Source organism: Kocuria sp. CNJ-770, from assembly GCF_001942375.1.
Lineage (GTDB): Bacteria > Actinomycetota > Actinomycetes > Actinomycetales > Micrococcaceae > Kocuria > Kocuria oceani.
The window spans coordinates 18,389-36,208 of the sequence record NZ_MKJW01000074.1 but is presented as its reverse complement, the minus strand read 5'-3'; the positions used below and the strand labels follow the sequence as shown (position 1 = coordinate 36,208).

General features: G+C 73.8%; 17 protein-coding genes, 1 tRNA gene and 2 pseudogenes. 9 read left to right on the top strand and 11 right to left on the bottom strand.

The window, feature by feature from the left end; genetic code table 11:
- Nucleotides 1-118 precede the first annotated feature (118 nt).
- The 4 genes and pseudogenes from BJF77_RS03400 to BJF77_RS03385 form a co-directional block, all read right to left on the bottom strand.
- Nucleotides 119-550: an ATP-binding protein gene (locus BJF77_RS03400; protein ID WP_047803005.1), complete on the bottom strand. Its 432-nt coding sequence runs from the start codon at nucleotides 548-550 to the stop codon at nucleotides 119-121.
- Nucleotides 543-875, bottom strand: a complete 333-nt coding sequence (locus tag BJF77_RS03395; protein ID WP_047803006.1) for an STAS domain-containing protein — start codon at nucleotides 873-875, stop codon at nucleotides 543-545. Before BJF77_RS03395 ends, BJF77_RS03400 begins: the two co-directional genes overlap by 8 nt.
- A pseudogene (locus tag BJF77_RS03390) lies at nucleotides 859-2,813 on the bottom strand (glycosyltransferase family 2 protein). Before BJF77_RS03390 ends, BJF77_RS03395 begins: the two are co-directional and overlap by 17 nt.
- Nucleotides 2,810-3,934 carry a PP2C family protein-serine/threonine phosphatase gene (locus BJF77_RS03385; protein WP_075871271.1) on the bottom strand — a complete coding sequence of 375 codons (1,125 nt, stop codon included), beginning with the start codon at nucleotides 3,932-3,934 and terminating at the stop codon, nucleotides 2,810-2,812. The pseudogene BJF77_RS03390 and the gene BJF77_RS03385 overlap by 4 nt, the downstream one beginning before the upstream one ends.
- Nucleotides 3,935-4,022: 88 nt before the next feature.
- On the opposite strand from BJF77_RS03385, the gene BJF77_RS03380 reads away from it, so the two are divergent.
- Nucleotides 4,023-5,717: a cell wall metabolism sensor histidine kinase WalK gene (locus tag BJF77_RS03380; protein ID WP_075871285.1), complete on the top strand. Its 1,695-nt coding sequence runs from the start codon at nucleotides 4,023-4,025 to the stop codon at nucleotides 5,715-5,717.
- Between the two features lie 69 nt (nucleotides 5,718-5,786).
- Here the strand turns inward: BJF77_RS03380 and BJF77_RS03375 are convergent.
- Nucleotides 5,787-5,862, bottom strand: a tRNA-Thr gene (locus tag BJF77_RS03375).
- A 243-nt stretch (nucleotides 5,863-6,105) separates the two neighbouring features.
- On the opposite strand from BJF77_RS03375, the gene BJF77_RS03370 reads away from it, so the two are divergent.
- The 3 genes from BJF77_RS03370 (at nucleotide 6,106) to BJF77_RS03360 (ending at nucleotide 7,579) form a co-directional block, all read left to right on the top strand.
- Complete coding sequence (locus BJF77_RS03370; protein ID WP_075871270.1) at nucleotides 6,106-6,813, top strand: HAD-IA family hydrolase; 708 nt, start codon at nucleotides 6,106-6,108, stop codon at nucleotides 6,811-6,813.
- Between the two features lie 128 nt (nucleotides 6,814-6,941).
- Nucleotides 6,942-7,190, top strand: a complete 249-nt coding sequence (locus tag BJF77_RS03365) for a hypothetical protein (protein ID WP_075871269.1) — start codon at nucleotides 6,942-6,944, stop codon at nucleotides 7,188-7,190.
- Nucleotides 7,175-7,579, top strand: coding sequence for a hypothetical protein (locus BJF77_RS03360; RefSeq protein WP_139318421.1), 405 nt, complete (start codon nucleotides 7,175-7,177; stop codon nucleotides 7,577-7,579). Before BJF77_RS03365 ends, BJF77_RS03360 begins: the two co-directional genes overlap by 16 nt.
- Nucleotides 7,580-7,618: 39 nt before the next feature.
- Here the strand turns inward: BJF77_RS03360 and BJF77_RS03355 are convergent, their stop codons facing one another.
- Genes BJF77_RS03355 through tmk form a run of 4 tightly spaced genes read right to left on the bottom strand, consistent with a single transcriptional unit; the run spans nucleotide 7,619 to nucleotide 11,745 of the window.
- Nucleotides 7,619-8,245 carry a HutD family protein gene (locus tag BJF77_RS03355; protein ID WP_083664940.1) on the bottom strand — a complete coding sequence of 209 codons (627 nt, stop codon included), beginning with the start codon at nucleotides 8,243-8,245 and terminating at the stop codon, nucleotides 7,619-7,621.
- Nucleotides 8,246-8,276: 31 nt separating this feature from the next.
- Entirely contained in the window at nucleotides 8,277-9,863 is a 1,587-nt protein-coding gene (locus tag BJF77_RS03350) for an alpha/beta hydrolase (protein ID WP_047803012.1), read from the bottom strand.
- 32 nt (nucleotides 9,864-9,895) lie between these two features.
- A complete protein-coding gene (locus BJF77_RS03345) occupies nucleotides 9,896-11,035 on the bottom strand; it encodes a DNA polymerase III subunit delta' (RefSeq protein WP_075871267.1) in 1,140 nt (379 codons plus the stop codon).
- Nucleotides 11,032-11,745, bottom strand: coding sequence for a dTMP kinase (tmk, locus tag BJF77_RS03340; protein WP_083664939.1), 714 nt, complete (start codon nucleotides 11,743-11,745; stop codon nucleotides 11,032-11,034). The genes BJF77_RS03345 and tmk overlap by 4 nt, the downstream gene beginning before the upstream one ends.
- An 82-nt stretch (nucleotides 11,746-11,827) precedes the next feature.
- Here tmk and BJF77_RS03335 point away from each other — a divergent pair, with 82 nt between their 5' ends.
- Genes BJF77_RS03335 through BJF77_RS03325 form a run of 3 tightly spaced genes read left to right on the top strand, consistent with a single transcriptional unit; the run spans nucleotide 11,828 to nucleotide 14,136 of the window.
- Nucleotides 11,828-12,997 (top strand): PLP-dependent aspartate aminotransferase family protein, encoded by a 1,170-nt coding sequence (locus BJF77_RS03335; protein WP_075871266.1) that lies wholly within the window; start codon nucleotides 11,828-11,830, stop codon nucleotides 12,995-12,997.
- 9 nt (nucleotides 12,998-13,006) lie between these two features.
- Complete coding sequence (locus BJF77_RS03330; protein ID WP_047803014.1) at nucleotides 13,007-13,321, top strand: DUF2516 family protein; 315 nt, start codon at nucleotides 13,007-13,009, stop codon at nucleotides 13,319-13,321.
- A gap of 56 nt (nucleotides 13,322-13,377) precedes the next feature.
- Entirely contained in the window at nucleotides 13,378-14,136 is a 759-nt protein-coding gene (locus BJF77_RS03325) for a phosphoglyceromutase (RefSeq protein WP_047803015.1), read from the top strand.
- Between the two features lie 100 nt (nucleotides 14,137-14,236).
- Here BJF77_RS03325 and phoU read toward each other — a convergent pair whose 3' ends face one another.
- The gene (gene phoU / locus BJF77_RS03320) at nucleotides 14,237-14,935 is read right to left on the bottom strand and encodes a phosphate signaling complex protein PhoU (RefSeq protein ID WP_047803016.1); all 699 of its coding nucleotides are present in this window, start codon (nucleotides 14,933-14,935) and stop codon (nucleotides 14,237-14,239) included.
- A gap of 215 nt (nucleotides 14,936-15,150) precedes the next feature.
- Here phoU and BJF77_RS03315 point away from each other — a divergent pair.
- Together BJF77_RS03315 and BJF77_RS03310 are read left to right on the top strand one after the other, a co-directional pair.
- Nucleotides 15,151-16,418, top strand: a pseudogene (locus tag BJF77_RS03315) (sensor histidine kinase).
- Nucleotides 16,415-17,095, top strand: a complete 681-nt coding sequence (locus BJF77_RS03310) for a response regulator transcription factor (protein ID WP_047803018.1) — start codon at nucleotides 16,415-16,417, stop codon at nucleotides 17,093-17,095. The pseudogene BJF77_RS03315 and the gene BJF77_RS03310 overlap by 4 nt, the downstream one beginning before the upstream one ends.
- 107 nt (nucleotides 17,096-17,202) lie before the next feature.
- Here BJF77_RS03310 and BJF77_RS03305 read toward each other — a convergent pair whose 3' ends face one another.
- Nucleotides 17,203-17,766 (bottom strand): hypothetical protein, encoded by a 564-nt coding sequence (locus BJF77_RS03305; protein WP_047803019.1) that lies wholly within the window; start codon nucleotides 17,764-17,766, stop codon nucleotides 17,203-17,205.
- Between the last annotated feature and the right edge of the window lie 54 nt (nucleotides 17,767-17,820).

Here is a 17,820-nt window from a genome sequence, read left to right as displayed (position 1 = left end):
GCTCCCCGAGTGCGTGCTGCAGATGACATCGGATGTCCCCCCTGAACGTCCTGTTCTGCTCCCGATTCTAGGGATCACGACAGACAGTTCACATACGCAAATAGGGGGACGGCGGGGTCTACGGGGCCTCCGGGCCGCACTCCCGGGAGAGCTCCCACACGTTCGCCTCCCCGCGGCGCTCGAACACCACACGGCTCACGAGGGCCTGGATCAGGGCCAGTCCCCGGCCCGACTCCAGGTGCTCCTCGGCCATGGCGCGGCCGAGGTCCACCTCCGCCGGGGCGGCGCCGATCTCGTAGATCATCGCCTCCAGCCGGTGCGGTCCCGCGGCGAGGTCCACCTCGAGCTGGATGGGCGCCTCCGCGGCGGGCACCGCGTGGACCACCACGTTGCCGGCCGCCTCCATGACCGCCAGCGTGAAGGCCATCCGGTCGGCCTCGGGCACGAACGCTGCGGCCTCCCACAGGGCGTCGAAGTCCTCGTGCAGGGCGTCCACGGTCTCGGCGGTGGCCGGGCCGCGCCGGGAGCGGCGGGACGTGCTCTCAGTCATCGGCGAAGGCCGCGTCAGCGGTGTCGTAGGGCGTCAGGACGCGGTGCATGCTGGTGAGCTCGAGGACCATGCGCACCTGGGGGCGGACGTTCGCGATCCGCAGGTCCCCGCCGGCCTGACGGGCCAGCTTGAGGCACCCGATGAGGGCGCCCAGACCGGAGGAGTCCATGAACTCCGTGCCGCCGAGGTCGACCACCACGTGGTTGCTGCCCTCGTCCACGACCCGCGCCACCACCTCCCGCAGCTTCGGCGCTCCCACCATGTTCAGCCGTCCGGTGCCCGTGATGTGGGCGAACCTCGGCTTCTGCTCAACCGTGAACTGCATCGGCTTTCCTCTCCTCCGGGTCGAAGCCCGTGTATCTCGCGGCGGTGACGAGCACGCTCAGCACCACCAGGTCGAAGGCGACCCAGGCCACGTTGACCAGGGTTCCCACCGGTTCGTTCAGCCCCAGCGCCAGGCGCAGCGTGCCGATCACCAGGCCGCGGCGAGCAGGCCCATCACCACCAGCTGCGGGCGGATCAGGTGCCAGGCGGGGCCGGAGTCCTGCCGGACCTTGGGCGTGACCGCGAAGCCGAGGGGCCGGCCGAACCACACGTTGCGCGCGGCGGTGGTGCACGCCCGGATCCAGATGGGGAACAGGGCCAGGCTGTACTGCTGGCCGCGCCACGTGGGGATGCCCCGTCCCACCACCAGGAACAGCAGCTGGTTCACCACCATGAAGGGGATGAACCGGACGAAGAAGTCCCAGCTGAGGCTGCTGACGGGCAGGATGCCCAGCACCAGGTAGACGATGGGCGCCGCGAAGTAGACGACCGCCGCGAAACCGCTGAGGTAGCTCCACATCGTGGCGAAGTACATGAGCCGCTGGCCCCACCCGAGCCGGCGCTGCAGCAGCGGGTTCTCGCGGAGCAGGACCTGCACCGTGCCCTGCGCCCAGCGCAGGCGCTGGGTGAGCATGGTCTTGAGGTCCTCGGGGGCCAGGCCGTGGGCGAGGATCTCGTGGTGGTAGACGCTGCGCCAGCCCAGCCCGTGCAGGCGCATGGCGGTGGCCATGTCCTCGGTGACCGAGATCGTGGCCAGCGGCATCAGCGGCTGGGCCTCGCCGGGCCGCTCCACGGACACCGCCTCGAGCACCTCCCGGACCGGTTCCACCGACGCCAGAGGGGAGAGGTCGCGGCGGGACATCCGGTCCACGGCGGAGGAGAGCTCGTCCGGCCACACCATGCCGTCCTCGGGCGGCAGCTCCAGGGCGGCGATCGAGGCGAGGTCCGCCTCGATCTGGGAGAATTCCTGGGTGACGGTCCGCCGGGCGGCGGCGTCCACGGCCCGATGCAGCCGGTAGGTCAGCTCGGTCAGCGGCGCCCCGGCCCGGAGCTCCGCGCGGGCCCGCTCGGTGGCGGCCTCGACGTCGTCGAGCATCCCGGCGACCACCGGGTTGGCCGCCTCCGGGGACTTCCGGGCCCGGCGCAGGGCGGTCCGGGTGCGGGCGAGGGAATCCCTGACGTCCTGCTCGACCTCCCGGACGTAGCCGGAGAGGCCGAGCTGCATGAGCGCCTCACGGCGCAGGATCGCGTTGGAGCCGCAGAAGAAGGCGGCGTTCCAGCCGTCCTTGCCCTGCTGGATGGGGCCGTAGAACAGCGGGGCCTGGCTGCCCAGGGGATCGTGCGCCGGGACGTTGACGAACCACTGCGGGGTCTGGACGAGCGCCACCTTGCGGTCGTTGAACCAGCCCAGGGTCCGGTCGAGGATCCGCGGGTCCGGCACCTGGTCGGCGTCGAGGATCAGCAGGAACTCGCCCTGGGTGAGCATCAGGGCGTTGTTGAGGTTGCCGGCCTTGGCGTGGCGGGGCCGGTCGGCCCAGTCCGCGCTGCGCGTCAGATAGCCCAGCCCGTGCTCGGCGGCGAGGGCCTCCAGCTCGGGCCGGGCGCCGTCGTCGAGGATCCACGTGCTGTGCGGGTGCCTGATCGCCTTCGCGGCCAGGGCGGTGCCCATCACGAGGTCGAGCGGCTCGTCGTAGGTGGTGATGAAGACGTCCACCGTGGCGCCCGCGGGCGGGTCCCCGGCCTCTCCCCGGCGCCGGAGGCGCCACACGGTCAGCCCGAACAGCGACACGTCGATGAGGCTGTAGGTCTCGGCGAGCACGAGGGGCACGGCGATCCACCACGCGGCCCAGTTCAGCGACTCGAGCCAGCGCCAGGCGATGTAGTTGACGCCCAGCAGGAGGGTCAGGACGACCAGCAGCCGGACGAGGAAGCGGTTCATGCCCCGGCCCGCGGTTCCGGGAGCCGGCGCAGGACCACCGCGGTCACGTCGTCGCCGGGTCCGTCCGCTGCCGGGGCGGCGCCGCGGGCGAGGTCGAGAACGGCCGCGCAGACCGCCCGGGCGTCCGCGCCGCGGGAGGTGGCCTCGGCCACGGCGTGCACGGCCTCGTCCACGTCCTCGTAGGCGTCGAGCAGGCCGTCGCTGACCACCACGAGCGCGTCGCCGGGTGCGAGCGCGAACCGGCCGGGCGTCCAGCTGGTGCCGGGGACCGCGCCCACGGGCGGGCCGCCCGGGCGGAGCCGCGCGACGCCGTCCGCGTGCACGTGCAGGCCCAGGCCGTGGCCGGCGTCGACGTAGTCGACCACCCCGCGGGCCGTGTCCAGCCGGGCGTGGAAGAGCGTGACGAAGGACCCGGAGTGGTCGAGGTCGTTCTCGAGGTGGCGGCAGGTGTCCCGGAAGGCCCGCTCCATGTCGGGCTGCCCGGCGGCCGAGCGCAGCACGGCCCGGACCGTGGCGGCGATGAGCGCGGCGCCCATGCCCTTGCCCATGGCGTCGGCCAGGGAGACCTGCAGGCCGCCCTCGGTGGCGTACCAGTCGAAGAAGTCCCCGCCCACGCTGCGGGAGGGCCGGCACGCGCCGGCCACGTCGTAGCCGGCCACGACCGGGGCGGCCGAGGGCAGGAGGCTGCGCTGGACCTCCGCGGCGCGGCGCAGCTCCTCCGCGTCGGCCTGCTCCGCCCGGGCACGCGGGCGGCGGAACATCGCCTCGATCCGCGCCTGCAGCTCGCGCGGGCTGAACGGTTTGCTGATGTAGTCGTCCGCCCCGATCTCCAGGCCCTCGAGCCGGTCGATCTCGCCCGGGCGGGCGGTGACCATGAGGAGATAGGCGTCCGAGAACTCCCGGACCCGCCGGCACACCTCCATGCCGTCGAGGTCGGGCAGGTTCAGGTCGAGGGTGATGAGGTCGGCGCCGTTGCGGCGGACGGCCTCGAGGCCCTCGCGGCCGGTCGCGGCCGTGGTCACGGCGAAACCGCGCATGCCGATGGTCTGGGCGAGCAGGTTGCGGATGTCGTCGTGATCCTCGATGACGACGGCACGACGGCCCTGGGGGGAGGGGGTCATGGACCCATTAAGCCGCTAATCTTTGCGAATGTCATCCCGACCCTCCGGGGACGGCCCACCCGCGTCGGAAGTGCTTCCCGTGGACCGCATGCTCACCGCCCTGTCCCTCGACCGGCTCAGCTTCCACGAACTGTCGATGCGCCGGAGGGTGCTGCTGAGCCAGCTGCCGTTCAGCGTCACGACGGTGGTGCTCGTCCTCGGCGTCTGGGTGGCCCACGCACCCCTGCGCGGGGACCTCCAGCTCCACCTCGCGACGGCGCTGACCCTGGTGCTGACGGCCCTGTGCGTGCTGGTGCCGTGGGACCGGCTGCCCGACGGCGCGTTCCTGGCCGTGCCCGTCCTGGACTTCGTGCCCCTCACGCTGCTCCGGGAGGCGACGCTCGGCTGGGTGACCGGGGTGGGCATCATGGCGGCCTTCCCCGTCGTCTGGCTCGCCGGCTCGGGGCGGCTGCCCCGCGCCGCCGCCCCGCTGGGCTTCCTGCTGACCCTGGCCATGGTCTGGGTCCCGCTCCTCGTCCCGCCGCGGCCGCTCACCGCGCAGATGGTCACGGCGCCGCTGCTGATCCCGTTCATGCTGCTGAGCATCGGGATCACCGTCCAGGTGCTCTCGAACAGCATGGAGCGGCAGAACGCCGAGCTGACGGCCAAGGACGCGCAGCTCCGCCGCCTGCTGGCCGTGACCGCGCGCCGGGAGCGGCTGCTGCAGACCGTCATGGACGCGGTGGACGTGGGGGTGCTGGCCATCGACGAGGACGGCCACGACGTCCTCATGAACCGGCGCCAGCGCCGGATCCACCAGCTGTCGCTGCCCGAGGGCATGTCCGACGGCGCCGAGGCGGACCTGCTGATCTACGCGGATGCGGAGGGGACGCCCCTGCTCCCGGAGGAGCGGGTGGCGGCCCGCGCGGTGCGCGGGGAGTCCTTCTCGGACGTCCTGGTCTGGGCCGGCCGGGCCCCGGCTCAGCGGGTGCTCTCCGTCTCCGCGCGGGTCATGCGCGACGACGACGGACGCCCGGAGGGCTCCGTGCTGTCCTTCAACGACGTCACGGAGCTCGTCGCCGCCCTGCAGGCCAAGGACGACTTCCTGGCCGGCGTCTCGCACGAGCTGCGCACGCCGCTGACCTCGATCCGGGGCTACACCGAGCTGCTGGCCATGGACGACGGGCTGCCCGGGCACGTCCGCTCCGGCCTGGAGGTCATCGAGCGCAACGCCGACCAGCTGCTGGTCCTGGTGGAGGACCTGCTGGGCACGGCGAGCTCGGCGCTCGAGCCGCAGCTCGTGTCCGCCGACCTCGTGCAGGTGGTCGAGCAGTCCGTCGCCGCGGCCGGCCCGAAGGCCGCCGCCGGTGGAGTGGACCTGCACGTCGAGGTGCCGCGCCGCCTCGTGCTGGAGTGCGACCCCGTGCGGCTCGGCCAAGTGCTGGACAACCTCCTCTCCAACGCGATCAAGTACTCGCCGTCCGGCGGGCCCGTCACGGTGAGCGTCACCCCCGCCGGGCGCGCCGTGCAGATCCGGGTGGCCGACCGCGGCATGGGCATGCGGCCGCAGGACGCCGAGGACGTCTTCGGCCGGTTCTTCCGCAGCCCCAACGCGCGGATGAGCACGATCCCCGGGCTGGGGCTGGGGCTGGCGGTCGCCCGGGAGATCGTCGAGCGCCACGGCGGGAGCATCCGCTGCGAGAGCGCGCTGGGGGAGGGCACGGTCTTCACGGTCGTCCTGCCGCTCGCCGGCCCCGGGTCCGCCGGCGCGGGCCCGCGCGAGGCCCTGCAGCGGCACGGCTGACGCACCGAGCAGGGGCTGGGCGCGGGGACGACGGAGGCTCCGGACCCTGGTGGGTCCGGAGCCTCCGGGTGGAGCCTCCTGTCGGAATCGAACCGACGACCTTTTCATTACGAGTGAAACGCTCTACCGACTGAGCTAAGGAGGCCTGCACGTCGCCGTCCGGGACGGGATCAGTGCAGGTGAAACTGTAGCAGAGAGCGTCCGGGCGGCCGCAATTCCGGCCGTCCCGGCGTGGTGCGGGTGCGGCACCGGCCCGGTGCCCGCGTTCCCCGGGTGTTCACCCGCCCTTCGGCCGCCACGCCTTCCGGGTCCGGGGCCTGGAGCGCACCATGGACGGACACGACGACGGGGTGGCCGGTGAGGGCTCTCCCGGGACAGGAGGGCCCCGGTGGGCGAGACGGCTCAGGACCTCGACCTGGCGTTCCTGGACATGTCCGGGACCCTGTTCCACGACAACGGGATCGTGGAGCGGGCCTTCGGGCGGACAGCGGCCGGCCTGGGCGTGGACCCGGGCTCCGAGCGGTTCCGGCAGATGCTGGAGCACCTCCGCAGCAGTCCGGGGCAGTCGCGGTCCGAGGTGCTCGAGCAGCTCTTCGCCGCCGAGCCGGACCGGGCGCGGCGGGCCGTCCGGGACTTCGAGCGCCACCTCGACGACCTCCTGGCCGCCGAGGGAGTGTGCCCGGTGGAGGGCGCGGAGGAGGCGGTCGCGCAGCTGCGCGCGGCCGGGCTGCGGGTGTGCCTGGCCACCGGCCACAACCGGCACAGCATGAACACACTGCTGGAGCAGCTGGGCTGGACGGGCCTCGCCGACCTCAGCCTGTGTCCCTCGGACGCGGGGCGCGGGAGGCCCTGGCCGGACATGGTCCTCACCGCGGTGCTGGCCCTGGACCTCGGCGACGTCCGCCGCGTGATGGTCGTCGGGGACACGGCGGCGGACATGCAGGCCGGCCGGCGGGCCGGATCGGCCGCCGTCGTCGGGGTCCGCACGGGCGCGCACCCCGCCGAGGCCCTGCGCGCGGCCGGTGCACACGTGGTGGTGGACTCGGTCCGGGACCTGCCCGGCCTCCTCCGGGCGCCCGTGGCCTCTCGCCGCTGATCCGCCCCGGCACGGATCCGTCCTCCGCCCCGGGAGCAGGACGGCGCCGTCTGCTGGCATGCTGTGCGGGGGGACCGGCGGGCCGCCGTTCCCCGCCCTCGTCCGCCAGCACACCCCAGAGGAACCCCATGGAACGCCCCGCCCCGCCCCTCCACCGCTCCTGGCGTACCTCGCAGCGCGTGCTGATCACGGGGCTGACGCTCGCCTTCGGGGTGCTGGGGCTGGTCGTCCTGCTCGCCGGTGCCGAGGCCGGGGTCCGGGCCTGGCACGGCCGGGCGGACCTGTGGCTGGAGGCCGCCGCGGCGACCGCCCCGGACGTCGGGGACCTGGCCCCGGGTCTCAGCTCGGAGGCTACGACCTGGTGCACCTGCGGGTGACGGGGGCGGAGCCCTCGAGCATGGTCCTCTACGCGCTGACCCTGGCCCTGGGCACGGTGGTCTTCGCCGGCATCTGCTTCTTCCTCGCCTACCTGTGCCACCGCATCCACCTCGGCAAGCCGTTCGACCGGGTCCTGACCGTGGGGCTGACGGTCTCCTCGGTCTCGCTCGTGGCGCTGTCCCTGCTGGGCCCGTTCCTGTTCGCGGCCGCGCAGGGGAGGATCTTCGCCGCCCTCGGCGTGGAGCTCGGCCGGGCGCCGTTCGTCAACGGCTGGTCCTTCGGGGACACCGACGCGGTGCTGCTGGTCGCCGGGGTGTTCCTCGGCCTGCTGGCCCTCGCCTTCCGCGCGGGCGGCTGGTGCCAGCGCGCCGAGCTCGCCCGGGCCTGACCGGGCGGTCCGGCGCGGGTGCGCGCCGGGGCGGCCCGCTCAGTCCTGCACCGGCGGATCCAGGGACACGACCGCCAGGAAGCCGCGGCCGGTGAGCTCGGGAGCGTCCGGCTCGCCGCCGCGCACGGTGTCGAGGACCCCGACGTCCTCGGTGGTCCTCCCGGTCGTCCTCGCCGTGGTCTCTCCGGGGGCCGTCTCCGTGCTCTGCTCCGCGGCCCCGCCGGCCGTGAGCACGGCGCGGCCGGAGAGCAGGACCGCGAGCTGGTCCGCGAACACCGGGTGCGGGCGCTTCGGGGACAGTTCCAGGACCACCACGTGCGCCCGGACGGCCTCGCGCGGGGCCAGGACCTCGAGCGCGCGGACCGGGCCGGTGGGCAGCGCGACGTCGACGGGCTCGTCGGCGGGGCCCCGGAAGGGCCGGTGCCGCTCCAGCGCCTGCTCCCGCCCGCCGGTCCCGAGCACGAGCAGCTCGCCGTCGACGACGGTGAGCACGCGCTCCGCCCCCGCGGCGGCGGGCAGCGTGCCGGGGCGCTCGAGGTCGAGCAGCGAGAGCAGCCAGGCGCCGTCCGGGCCGGCCGCGATCCGGCGCACCGTGCGGCCCCCGGCCCGGGTGACGGGCAGGTCGCCGGCGCGCAGCAGGACGGGGTGGGGGAGCGGGTCGGTCACAGGAGCCTCCGGTCGGCGGTCGTGGGCGGGGTCAGGAGCACGTGGTCCCCTCCTCGGGCAGCTCGCCCTCGAGCAGGTAGGCGTCCACGGCGTCCTGCACGCACTCGTCGCCCGAGGCGTAGGCCGTGTGCCCGTAGCTGTCGTAGCTGAGCAGGCGGGCGCTCTCCAGCTGCTCCGCGAGCGCCTCGGACCAGTGGTAGGGGGTCGCGGGGTCGTGCGTGGTCCCCACGACGAGGATCGGGCCGGCGCCGGCGGCGTCGACCGGAGCTGGCGCGGCCGCGGGCTCCACCGGCCAGCCCTGGCACGCCGCGTCGCCGTAGCCGAGGTAGGGGCCGAAGGTCGGCGCGGCCTGCTCGAGCTGCTCCTGGTGCCGGGCCATCTGCTCCTCGGTGACCGTCCCGGCGGACCGGTCGAGGCAGCTGACCGCGGTGAAGGCCATCGTGGTGTTGTTCGCGTACCGGCCCTCGGCGTCACGCCCGTGGGTGGCGTCGGACAGCGCCAGCAGCGGGGAGAAGTCCCCGTCGAAGGCGGCCCCCAGGGCCTCGTTGAGCTGCGGGTAGGACGTGGTGGTGTACAGCGGGGTCAGGATGCCCTCCACCACGTTCGTGGCGGTGACCCGGCGCCCGTCCCCGGCGGTGACGGTGCCCTCCTCGACCGAGGCGATGAGCTCCTGGATCCGGGCCGTCGCCGCGTCCGTGCTCGACCCGCCGACCACGCAGCCGCGGATCTCGGCCTGGCACACCTGGACCCAGTGCCGCAGGTTCTCCTCGAAGCCCACGGCCTGGTCCGCCGTGGCCTCCTGGTCGCTGAGGGTCGGGTCCACGCCGCCGTCGAGCACGAGCCGGCCCACCCGCTCGGGGAACAGGTCGGCGTACACGGCGCCCAGGTGGGTGCCGTAGGAGAAGCCCAGGTACGTGGTCCGCTCGTCGCCCAGGACCGCCCGCAGGACGTCCATGTCCCGGGCGGCGCTGGCGGTGTCCATCTCGGCCACCAGGTCCCCGGAGTTCTGCACGCACTGCGCGCCCAGCCGCCGGTACTCCTCGCGGATCTCGTCGGCGGGCTCGGACCCCGGGTCGAACATCGGCTCGGCGCGCCACGCGTCCAGCTCGGCGTCGTCGAGGCACTCGATCCCCGCGGAACGGCCCACGCCCCGCGGGTCGAAGCCCACGACGTCGTAGACCCGGCGCACCTCGTCCGTGACCGTGTACTCGGCGAAGGCCGTCGCGTCCACCCCGGAGGCACCGGGGCCGCCCGGGTTGATCAGGAGGCTCCCGCGGGCCTGCCCCTCGGCCGGGAGGCGGGACATCACCACGGTGGTGGTCTCCCCGGACGGGTCGTCGTAGTCCAGGGGCACCTCCACGGCGGCGCACCGGAGGTCGTCCTCCGCGCCGTTCGTCTCGATCTCGAACTCGCACCGGCCCCAGTCCACCGACTGGGTGTAGAACCGCTCGAGCTCCGCGGGCGTGCCCTCCACCACGGCGCCGCTCGCGCCCCCGGACGGCTCGTCCGTGCCGGAGGCGCCGAGGGAGGAGCACCCGCCCAGGAGCAGGCCCGCCGCGGTCAGCGCGGCCGCCGCGGGCAGGGGCGTGCGGCGTGGTCGGGGGGCGCGGCGGATCATGGGGCTCCTCGGGGAACGGGCGTCGGACGGGGTCACAGCAGGGAGACGGCCATCGCCTCGAACGCGAGCTGCGCACTGACGTTGGTGCGGATCCGGTCGCGGGTCCGGCTGATCGCGTCGATGCGCTGCAGGGTCTGCTCGGGGGTGGCGTTGGAGGCGTGGTCCTGCAGCTGCTGGGCCAGGTGCTCGTTGACCAGACCGGAGCCCGTGCGCAGCTGCAGGGTCAGGACGTCCCGGTAGAAGGTGGTGAGGTCGATGAGGAAGCGGTCCAGGGTGTCGGTCTGGATCCGCCGGGAGCGCCGCTTCTGGTCCGCCTCGAGCCGGTTCAGCGCGCCGCGGATGGCCGGCGGCACCCGGCCCGACTCGGGCGCTCCGAGCGCCACGAGCAGCTGCTTGCGCTCCGACTCGTTGCGGGCCTCGGCGTCCGCCTGGGACTCCTCGACCGCGATCTTGTGCAGCCGGTCCGCGGCGCGCACGGCGTCGGGCACCCCGGAGAGCTTCAGGGGGATGGACACGACCTCCTGCCGCCGCGACCGGGCGTCGTCGTAGAGGGCGAGCCGCTTGGCGATGCCGACGTGGGACTGGGCGAGCCGGGCGCTCTCCTGCGCCCGCTGCCGGGGCACCCCGTGCCGGCGGATGAGCAGCTCCGCGACGTCCTCGACCGCCGGGACCTTCAGCGTGGCGGGCCGGCAGCGGGAGCGGATGGTCACGAGCACGTCCATCGGACTGGGGGCGCACAGCAGCCAGATCGTGTTCGGCGGGGGCTCCTCGATGGCCTTGAGCATGACGTTGGAGGTGCGCTCCACCATCCGGTCGGCGTCCTCGACCACCATCACGCGCCAGCGGCCCACCGACGGCCGGTCCTGGGCGCGGACCACGAGCTCCCGGGCCTCGTCGATGGTGATCTGCGGGTTCTCCGTGACGAAGTGGGTGAGGTCGGCGTGCGAGCTGGCCAGCACCGTGCGGCACGCGTGGCAGTGCCCGCAGCCGCGGTCGGCGGGGTCCTGCTGCTCGCACAGCAGCGCCGCCGCGAAGGCCAGGGCCGCGTTGGACCGGCCGGAGCCCGGCGGACCGGTGAACAGCCACGCGTGGGTGGGGCGGTCCTCCTGCGCCGCGCGGCGCAGCTGCCCGACCACGGACTCCTGGCCCAGGAGCTGGTCCCACACGCTCACGAGGCCACCTCCGCGGCGGTCCGGGGCAGCGCGACCAGGCGGTTCCGGACGGCGGCCGCCAGCTCCTCGGCGGGCCGGGTCGCGTCGAGCACCAGGTAGCGGCCCGGGGCCCGTGCCGCCAGCTCGAGGAAGGCCTCGCGGTTGGCGTCGTGGAAGGTGTCGGGCTCGAGCTCCAGGCGGTCGCCGGCGCCGCCGTCGCGGGCCTCCCGGCGGGTGCGGCCCGTGGGCGCGGGGACGTCCAGCAGCACGGTGAGGTCGGGCACGAGGCCGGCGGTCGCCCAGTCGTTGAGCTCTGCGACACGGTCGACCCCGAGCCCGCGCCCGGCGCCCTGGTAGGCGGCGGAGGAGTCGGCGTAGCGGTCGCAGACCACGGTGCGCCCGGCCGCGAGGGCGGGGCGGATGAGCTGCTCGACGTGGGCGGCGCGGGCGGCCGCGAACAGCAGGGCCTCGGTGCGGGCGTCCACCGGGCCGTGCGCCGGGTCCAGGACCAGGGCGCGCACCCGGTCGCCCAGGGGGGTGCCGCCCGGTTCCCGGGTGCGCACGACGTCGTGCCCCTCCGCGCACAGCACGTCGGCGAGCAGGCGGGCCTGCGTGGACTTCCCGGCGCCGTCCCCGCCCTCGAACACGACGAAGACCCCGCGCCGGGCAGGCGCGGGGGAGCGCTCCGGGGCGGAGGAGGACGGCGGGGCGGGAGCCGGTCGGGAGGTCACCCCACCAGCCTATCGACCGCGGGGGACAGGGAGCGCTCCGCGCTCTGCCGCTGGGGACCCGGCGGGCCGCTAGCCTGTGACCATGACTGCGCGCCCCGAGACCCCGTCCGCCCACTCCACCGACGCCCTGCGCCCGGACACCGTGGTGGTGGCCGGCGGGCGGCCCGCACCGGAGCACGACGCCCCGGTCGGGCCCGCCATCGTCCTGACCTCGACGTACCGGGGCTCCGGCGGCCTCGACGCCGCCGACCGCGCCTACGGGCGCTACAGCAACCCCACGTGGGAGGACATGGAGGGAGTCCTGGCCCGGCTCGAGGGGGCCGACCGGCCCGGGCTGCTCTACGCGTCGGGCCTGGCGGCGATCGCCTCGGTGCTGTCCCTCGTCCCCGCGGGCGGGTGCCTGGTCATGCCCCGGCACAGCTACCAGGGCTCCCTGGCCCTGGCCAAGGACCTCGAGGCGCGCGGGCTGCTGACGATCGTCACCGTGGACGTCGCGGACACCGAGGAGGTCCTGGCCGCCCTCGGCGCCGCGGACCTGCTGTGGCTCGAGAGCCCCACCAATCCCATGCTCGAGGTCGCCGACCTCCCGGCGCTGCTCGCCGCGGCGCGGGAGCGCGGTGTGCTCACGTGCGTGGACAACACCTTCGCCACGCCCCTCGTCCAGCGCCCGCTGGAGCACGGCGCCGACGTGGTCGTGCACTCCGTGACCAAGTACCTGGCCGGGCACTCCGACGTCGTGCTGGGGGCGGCCGTCACCTCCGACGCCGGCCTGTGGGACCGGCTGAAGGCCCACCGCTCGCTGCACGGGGCGATCCCCGGACCGTTCGAGGCGTGGCTCGCGCTGCGGGGGATGCGGACCCTCGCGCTGCGGATCGAGCGCTCCGCGGCGACGGCGGGCGAGCTCGCCCGCCGGCTGCAGGAGCACCCGGCCGTGCTGGAGGTGCGCTACCCCGGTCTGCCCGGGGACCCGGGGCACGAGCGCGCCGCCGCGCAGATGGACGGGTTCGGCGCGATCGTGGCCATCGTCCCCGCGGGGGACGTCGAGGCGGTCGAGGCGGCGGTGGAGCGCCTGCGGGTGTGGACCCCCGCGACCTCCCTCGGCGGGGTCGAGTCGCTGATCGAGCGCCGGCGCCGGCACCACGAGGAGCCGCGCAGCGTGCCGGAGACGCTGCTGCGCCTGTCGGTGGGCATCGAGAACGTCGAGGACCTCTGGGAGGACCTCGACCGCGCCCTGTCCGCGATCGACAGGTAGGCTGGGACCGTGGACATTCCCTGGGTCTTCTATCTCGTGCGATTCATCGACATCGCCCTCGCGCTGGTCGTCGCCGGCCTGGCCGTGTGGGCCTTCGTCGACTGCCTGACCAAGGCGCCGGTGCAGTTCCAGCGCGCGTTCAAGCGCACCAAGGGCTTCTGGCTCGCCCTGACCGGGGGGTCCCTCGCGTTCACGGTCTTTACCCTGCTGCTGCTGCGGCCCAGCCTCTTCGTCCTGCTCATCGCGGGCACCGCCGTGGGCGTCTACCTCGCCGACGTCCGCCCGGCCGTGGGCCTGGAGTCCAAGGGGCCCAACAGCTGGTGACCCGCCCCGTGGCGCCCGCTTGTCCCGGGCTCGTGCCCGGATGGAAGAATGGGGCCATGGCTACCGAATCAGCACCGTACAAGCTCGTCCTGCTCCGCCACGGACAGTCCGACTGGAACGAGAAGAACCTGTTCACCGGGTGGGTGGACGTGGACCTCACCGACAAGGGCCGGGAGGAGGCCGTCCGCGGCGGTGAGCTGCTCGTGGAGAAGGGCATCGCCCCGGACGTCCTGCACACCTCGCTGCTGCGCCGGGCGATCACCACGGCGCACCTCGCGCTGGACCGGGCGGACCGGCACTGGATCCCCGTCAAGCGGTCGTGGCGGCTCAACGAGCGCCACTACGGTGCCCTGCAGGGCAAGGACAAGACCCAGGTCCGCGAGGAGTACGGCGACGAGCAGTTCATGACCTGGCGGCGCTCCTACGACGTCCCGCCGCCCGAGCTGGACGACTCCGACCAGTACTCCCAGGCCGGGGACCCCCGGTACGCCGACGTGGAGGACGCCCCCCGCACCGAGTGCCTCAAGGACGTCCTCGACCGCTTCATGCCCTACTGGGAGCAGGAGATCGTGCCCGACCTGCAGGCCGGGCGCACCGTGCTCGTGGCGGCGCACGGCAACTCGCTGCGCGCGCTGGTGAAGCACCTGGACGGCATCTCCGACGACGACATCGCGGCGCTGAACATCCCCACGGGCATCCCGCTCTACTACGAGCTGGACGAGGACCTGCGTCCCGTGGTGGCCGGCGGCGAGTACCTCGACCCGGAGGCCGCGGCCAGCTCGATCAAGGCGGTCGCCAACCAGGGCAAGAAGTAGGCCCGGCACCGCAGCACGCCGAAGGGCCGGCCCCACCGCTGCGGTGGGGCCGGCCCTTCGGCGTTCCCGGGCGCGGACCGTGCCGCGCCCGGGCGGGGACTCACTCGCCGCCGTCGCGGCCCACGTGCCCGTGGCCGGTCGGGCGGTCGGAGCTGGCGGGGACCCAGTCCCCGGTCACGAGGTAGGAGACCTTGCGGGTCACCGAGACACCGTGGTCGCCGATCCGCTCGAGGTAGCGGGAGCACAGGGTGACGTCCACGGCCGTGGGCACCGAGCAGTCCCAGGTGGGGGCGGCCAGGGCGTCGAACACCGACTGGTGCAGCGCGTTGACCTCGCCCTTCAGGGCGTAGATGTCGTCGGCGAGGGAGAGGTCGCGGGTCTGGAGCACCTGGATGACGCGGTCCACGATCTGCAGGTCGAGGTCGAACATGCGGGTGAACGTCTCCACGAGCGGCTCGGGGATGACCGGGTCCGGGTAGCGCAGGCGGACGGCCTGGGCCAGGTGGCGGGCCAGGTCCCCGGCGCGCTCGAGGGAGGCGCTCATCCGCAGCGCCCCCACGATCATCCGCAGGTCCGAGGCCACCGGGCTCTGCAGGGCGAGGATGTCGATCGAGCGCTCGTCGAGGTCGTTCTGCAGGAAGTCGATCCGGGCGTCGTTGGAGATGACCTCCTCGGCCAGCTGGATGTCCGCGTCGAGGAGGGCGTCCTTGGCGCGGGCGAGGGCCTCGCGCACCAGGGTCGCGATCTGGATGAGCTCCTCCCCGACCTGGTGGAGTTCTGCCTGGAAAACCTTGCGCACGGGTGTGTCCTTTCGAGATGCGGCACGTCCGCGGCCCGCCGCCGGGTACGGCGCGGGGCGGAACGGATGACGAGGGGCGAGGTGCGAGCACACCCGCCGCCAGGGTCACAGCCAGGAGTGAACTTCCGCTCATCTTAGGATGAACGTTCGTTGAACCCGTAGCCCGTGACGCCCGGGGTGACCTCCCCGCGGCGGCGGAAGCCTAAGCTGGATCCGTGAGTCCAACTGCCATCGCCGTCGTCGCCGGCCTGCTCGGCTTCGCCCTGGGCGTGAGCGGTCTGATCGGCCTGCGGCTGAGCGGCCGCGGACGCCGCGCCCGCGCCGACGTGCAGGAGCCCACCCTGCCGGACGGCACCGCCGACGTCCTCGCCGTGATCGGGCGCGCCTACGTGGTGGTGGACGGCGTCGACGGCGTGGTGCGCGCCTCCCCGGCCGCCTACGCGTTCGGCCTGGTCCGGGGGCACACGGTGGTGCACGACCAGATGCTGGAGATGATCCGCCGCGCCCGGCGCAGCGGGGTCATCGAGGAACGGCGGGTGGAGCTGTCCCGGGGGCCCTTCCAGACCGGTGCCGTGGTGCTCGACGTCCGGGTCGCCCCCATCGCCGAGGAGTACATCCTGCTGCTCGCCGACGACCAGACCGAGATCGCCCGGGCGCAGTCGATCCGCAACGACTTCGTGGCCAACGTCTCGCACGAGCTGAAGACCCCGGTGGGAGCGATCGGGCTGCTCGCCGAGGCGATCGAGGACGCGGCCGAGGACGAGGAGGCCGTGCGCCGCTTCGCCCAGCGGCTGCACAAGGAGTCCGTCCGCCTCACCGCCCTGGTGCAGGACATCATCGAGCTCTCCCGGCTGCAGAGCGCCGACGTCGTCACCGAGGGCCGGCCCGTGGACCTCAACCAGGTGATCGCCGACGCCGTGGACCGCAACCGGTTCCCCGCCGAGACCAAGCGGATCGAGCTGGTGGTCGGCGGCCGCGTGAGCCGTCCCGTCTTCGGCGACCCCGACCTGCTGGTCACGGCGCTGCGCAACCTCATCGACAACGCGGTGCACTACTCCCCGGAGGGCACCCGCGTGGCGTCGGCGTCCGCGAGCGGGACGGCATGGCGCAGATCTCGGTCACCGACCAGGGCCCGGGCATCCCCGAGGACGAGCAGGACCGGATCTTCGAGCGCTTCTACCGCGTGGACGCGGCCCGATCCCGGCGCACGGGCGGGACCGGGCTGGGCCTGAGCATCGTCAAGCACGTCATGTCGCAGCACGGCGGGGAGGCCACCGTGTGGTCGCAGCCGGGCCGCGGCTCCACCTTCACCCTGCGCATCCCCCAGATCGAGGGCGCCGACGAGCTCGAGGACACCGCCCCGGCGGCCTCCGGCGCGTCCGCCCCACCGGCGCCCCCGACGGCGCGACCCGAACCAGTGACCACGACCCCACGGCCGGCCGCCCCCGCGCGCCGGACCGGGAGCACGGAGGACCGACAGTGACCCGCATCCTGATCGTCGAGGACGAGGAATCCCTCAGCGACCCCCTCTCGTACCTGCTGGGGAAGGAGGGCTTCGAGGTGCAGGTCGTGGACAACGGCGTCGACGCCGTCACGGAGTTCGACCGGGCCGGGGCCGACCTGCTGCTGCTGGACCTCATGCTCCCCGGGCAGTCCGGCACCGAGGTGTGCCGGCAGGTGCGGCAGCGCTCCTCGGTGCCGATCATCATGCTCACCGCCAAGGACGCCGAGATCGACAAGGTGGTGGGGCTCGAGCTGGGCGCCGACGACTACGTCACCAAGCCATACTCCTCGCGCGAGCTCGTGGCCCGGATCCGTGCCGTGCTGCGCCGCCAGGCGGAGCCCGAGGAGCTCGTGACCGCCACCGTGCAGGCAGGCCCCGTGCGGATGGACGTGGAGCGCCACGTGGTGAGCGTCAACGGGGAGCAGGTGGCGATGCCGCTCAAGGAGTTCGAGCTGCTGGAGATGCTGCTGCGCAACGCGGGCCGGGTGCTGACCCGCGGGCAGCTCATCGACCGGGTCTGGGGATCGGACTACGTGGGGGACACCAAGACCCTCGACGTCCACGTCAAGCGCCTGCGCGCCAAGATCGAGCCCGACCCCTCCACGCCGCGGCACCTGGTCACGGTGCGCGGCCTGGGCTACAAGTTCGAGGCCTGAGCGCCCGCCGCGGAGCCCACCGCGCCGGTGCACCGCTCCGGTGCACGGGCAGGGCCCGGGCCCCGCACCGCGGGTCCCGGGCCCTGCCCGTGCGCCTCGGCCTCGGATCAGTGCTCGTCGGCCTGCTGGCCTCCCACGAAGGCCTCGTCGCCGGGCTCCGCCGGGACGTTGGACGGATTGGCCGGGGTGGTCGGGGCCCCGCCGGGAATGAACTCGGCGTAGCGGGGGAAGGTGTGGTCGAGCACCGGCACGGAGTCGATCAGGGTCTCGCCGGCCGCGCTGAACTCGGTCTCGACCATCAGGCCGGGCATGGCGCCGGCCGGCTCGAGGATCACGGGCTCGCCCTCCTCGAGCTTCACGGTGACTCCGGCCGGGACGTCGATCTCGGCGGTGGCCTCACCGGTGTCCAGGGTGACGGTCACGTCCTCGGCCGACTCGTTGTCGATGCTGCCCAGCAGCCGGCCCGGGGCCTCGGCGCTCTCGGCCACGATGAGCATGTCCGTCAGGTTGATGTCGCCCATCTCCACCACGATGCCGTCCGCGGGCGCGTAGCCCACCTCGGCGGTGGCCACCGGGTTGATGGCGCTGCACCCGCTGGCGGTGAGCAGGGCGGCCACGGCGGCGGCACTGAGGCCTGCGCGCTTCAGGGACTTGCGGGCGGCGGTCTTCACGGCGCGTACTCCTCGGAGCTCAGGACGATGTCCCGATCAGCTTATCCGTTTGCC

Excerpts from the sequence above, each read along its gene's own strand:
- BJF77_RS03325 (WP_047803015.1), top strand. The coding sequence starts at position 13,378 with ATGGCTACCGAATCAGCACCGTACAAGCTCGTCCTGCTCCGCCACGGA.
- BJF77_RS03395 (WP_047803006.1), bottom strand. The coding sequence starts at position 875 with ATGCAGTTCACGGTTGAGCAGAAGCCGAGGTTCGCCCACATCACGGGC.
- BJF77_RS03400 (WP_047803005.1), bottom strand. The coding sequence starts at position 550 with ATGACTGAGAGCACGTCCCGCCGCTCCCGGCGCGGCCCGGCCACCGCC.
- BJF77_RS03335 (WP_075871266.1), top strand. The coding sequence starts at position 11,828 with ATGACTGCGCGCCCCGAGACCCCGTCCGCCCACTCCACCGACGCCCTG.
- BJF77_RS03365 (WP_075871269.1), top strand. The coding sequence starts at position 6,942 with ATGGAACGCCCCGCCCCGCCCCTCCACCGCTCCTGGCGTACCTCGCAG.
- BJF77_RS03380 (WP_075871285.1), top strand. The coding sequence starts at position 4,023 with ATGCTCACCGCCCTGTCCCTCGACCGGCTCAGCTTCCACGAACTGTCG.
- BJF77_RS03350 (WP_047803012.1), bottom strand. The coding sequence starts at position 9,863 with ATGATCCGCCGCGCCCCCCGACCACGCCGCACGCCCCTGCCCGCGGCG.
- BJF77_RS03385 (WP_075871271.1), bottom strand. The coding sequence starts at position 3,934 with ATGACCCCCTCCCCCCAGGGCCGTCGTGCCGTCGTCATCGAGGATCAC.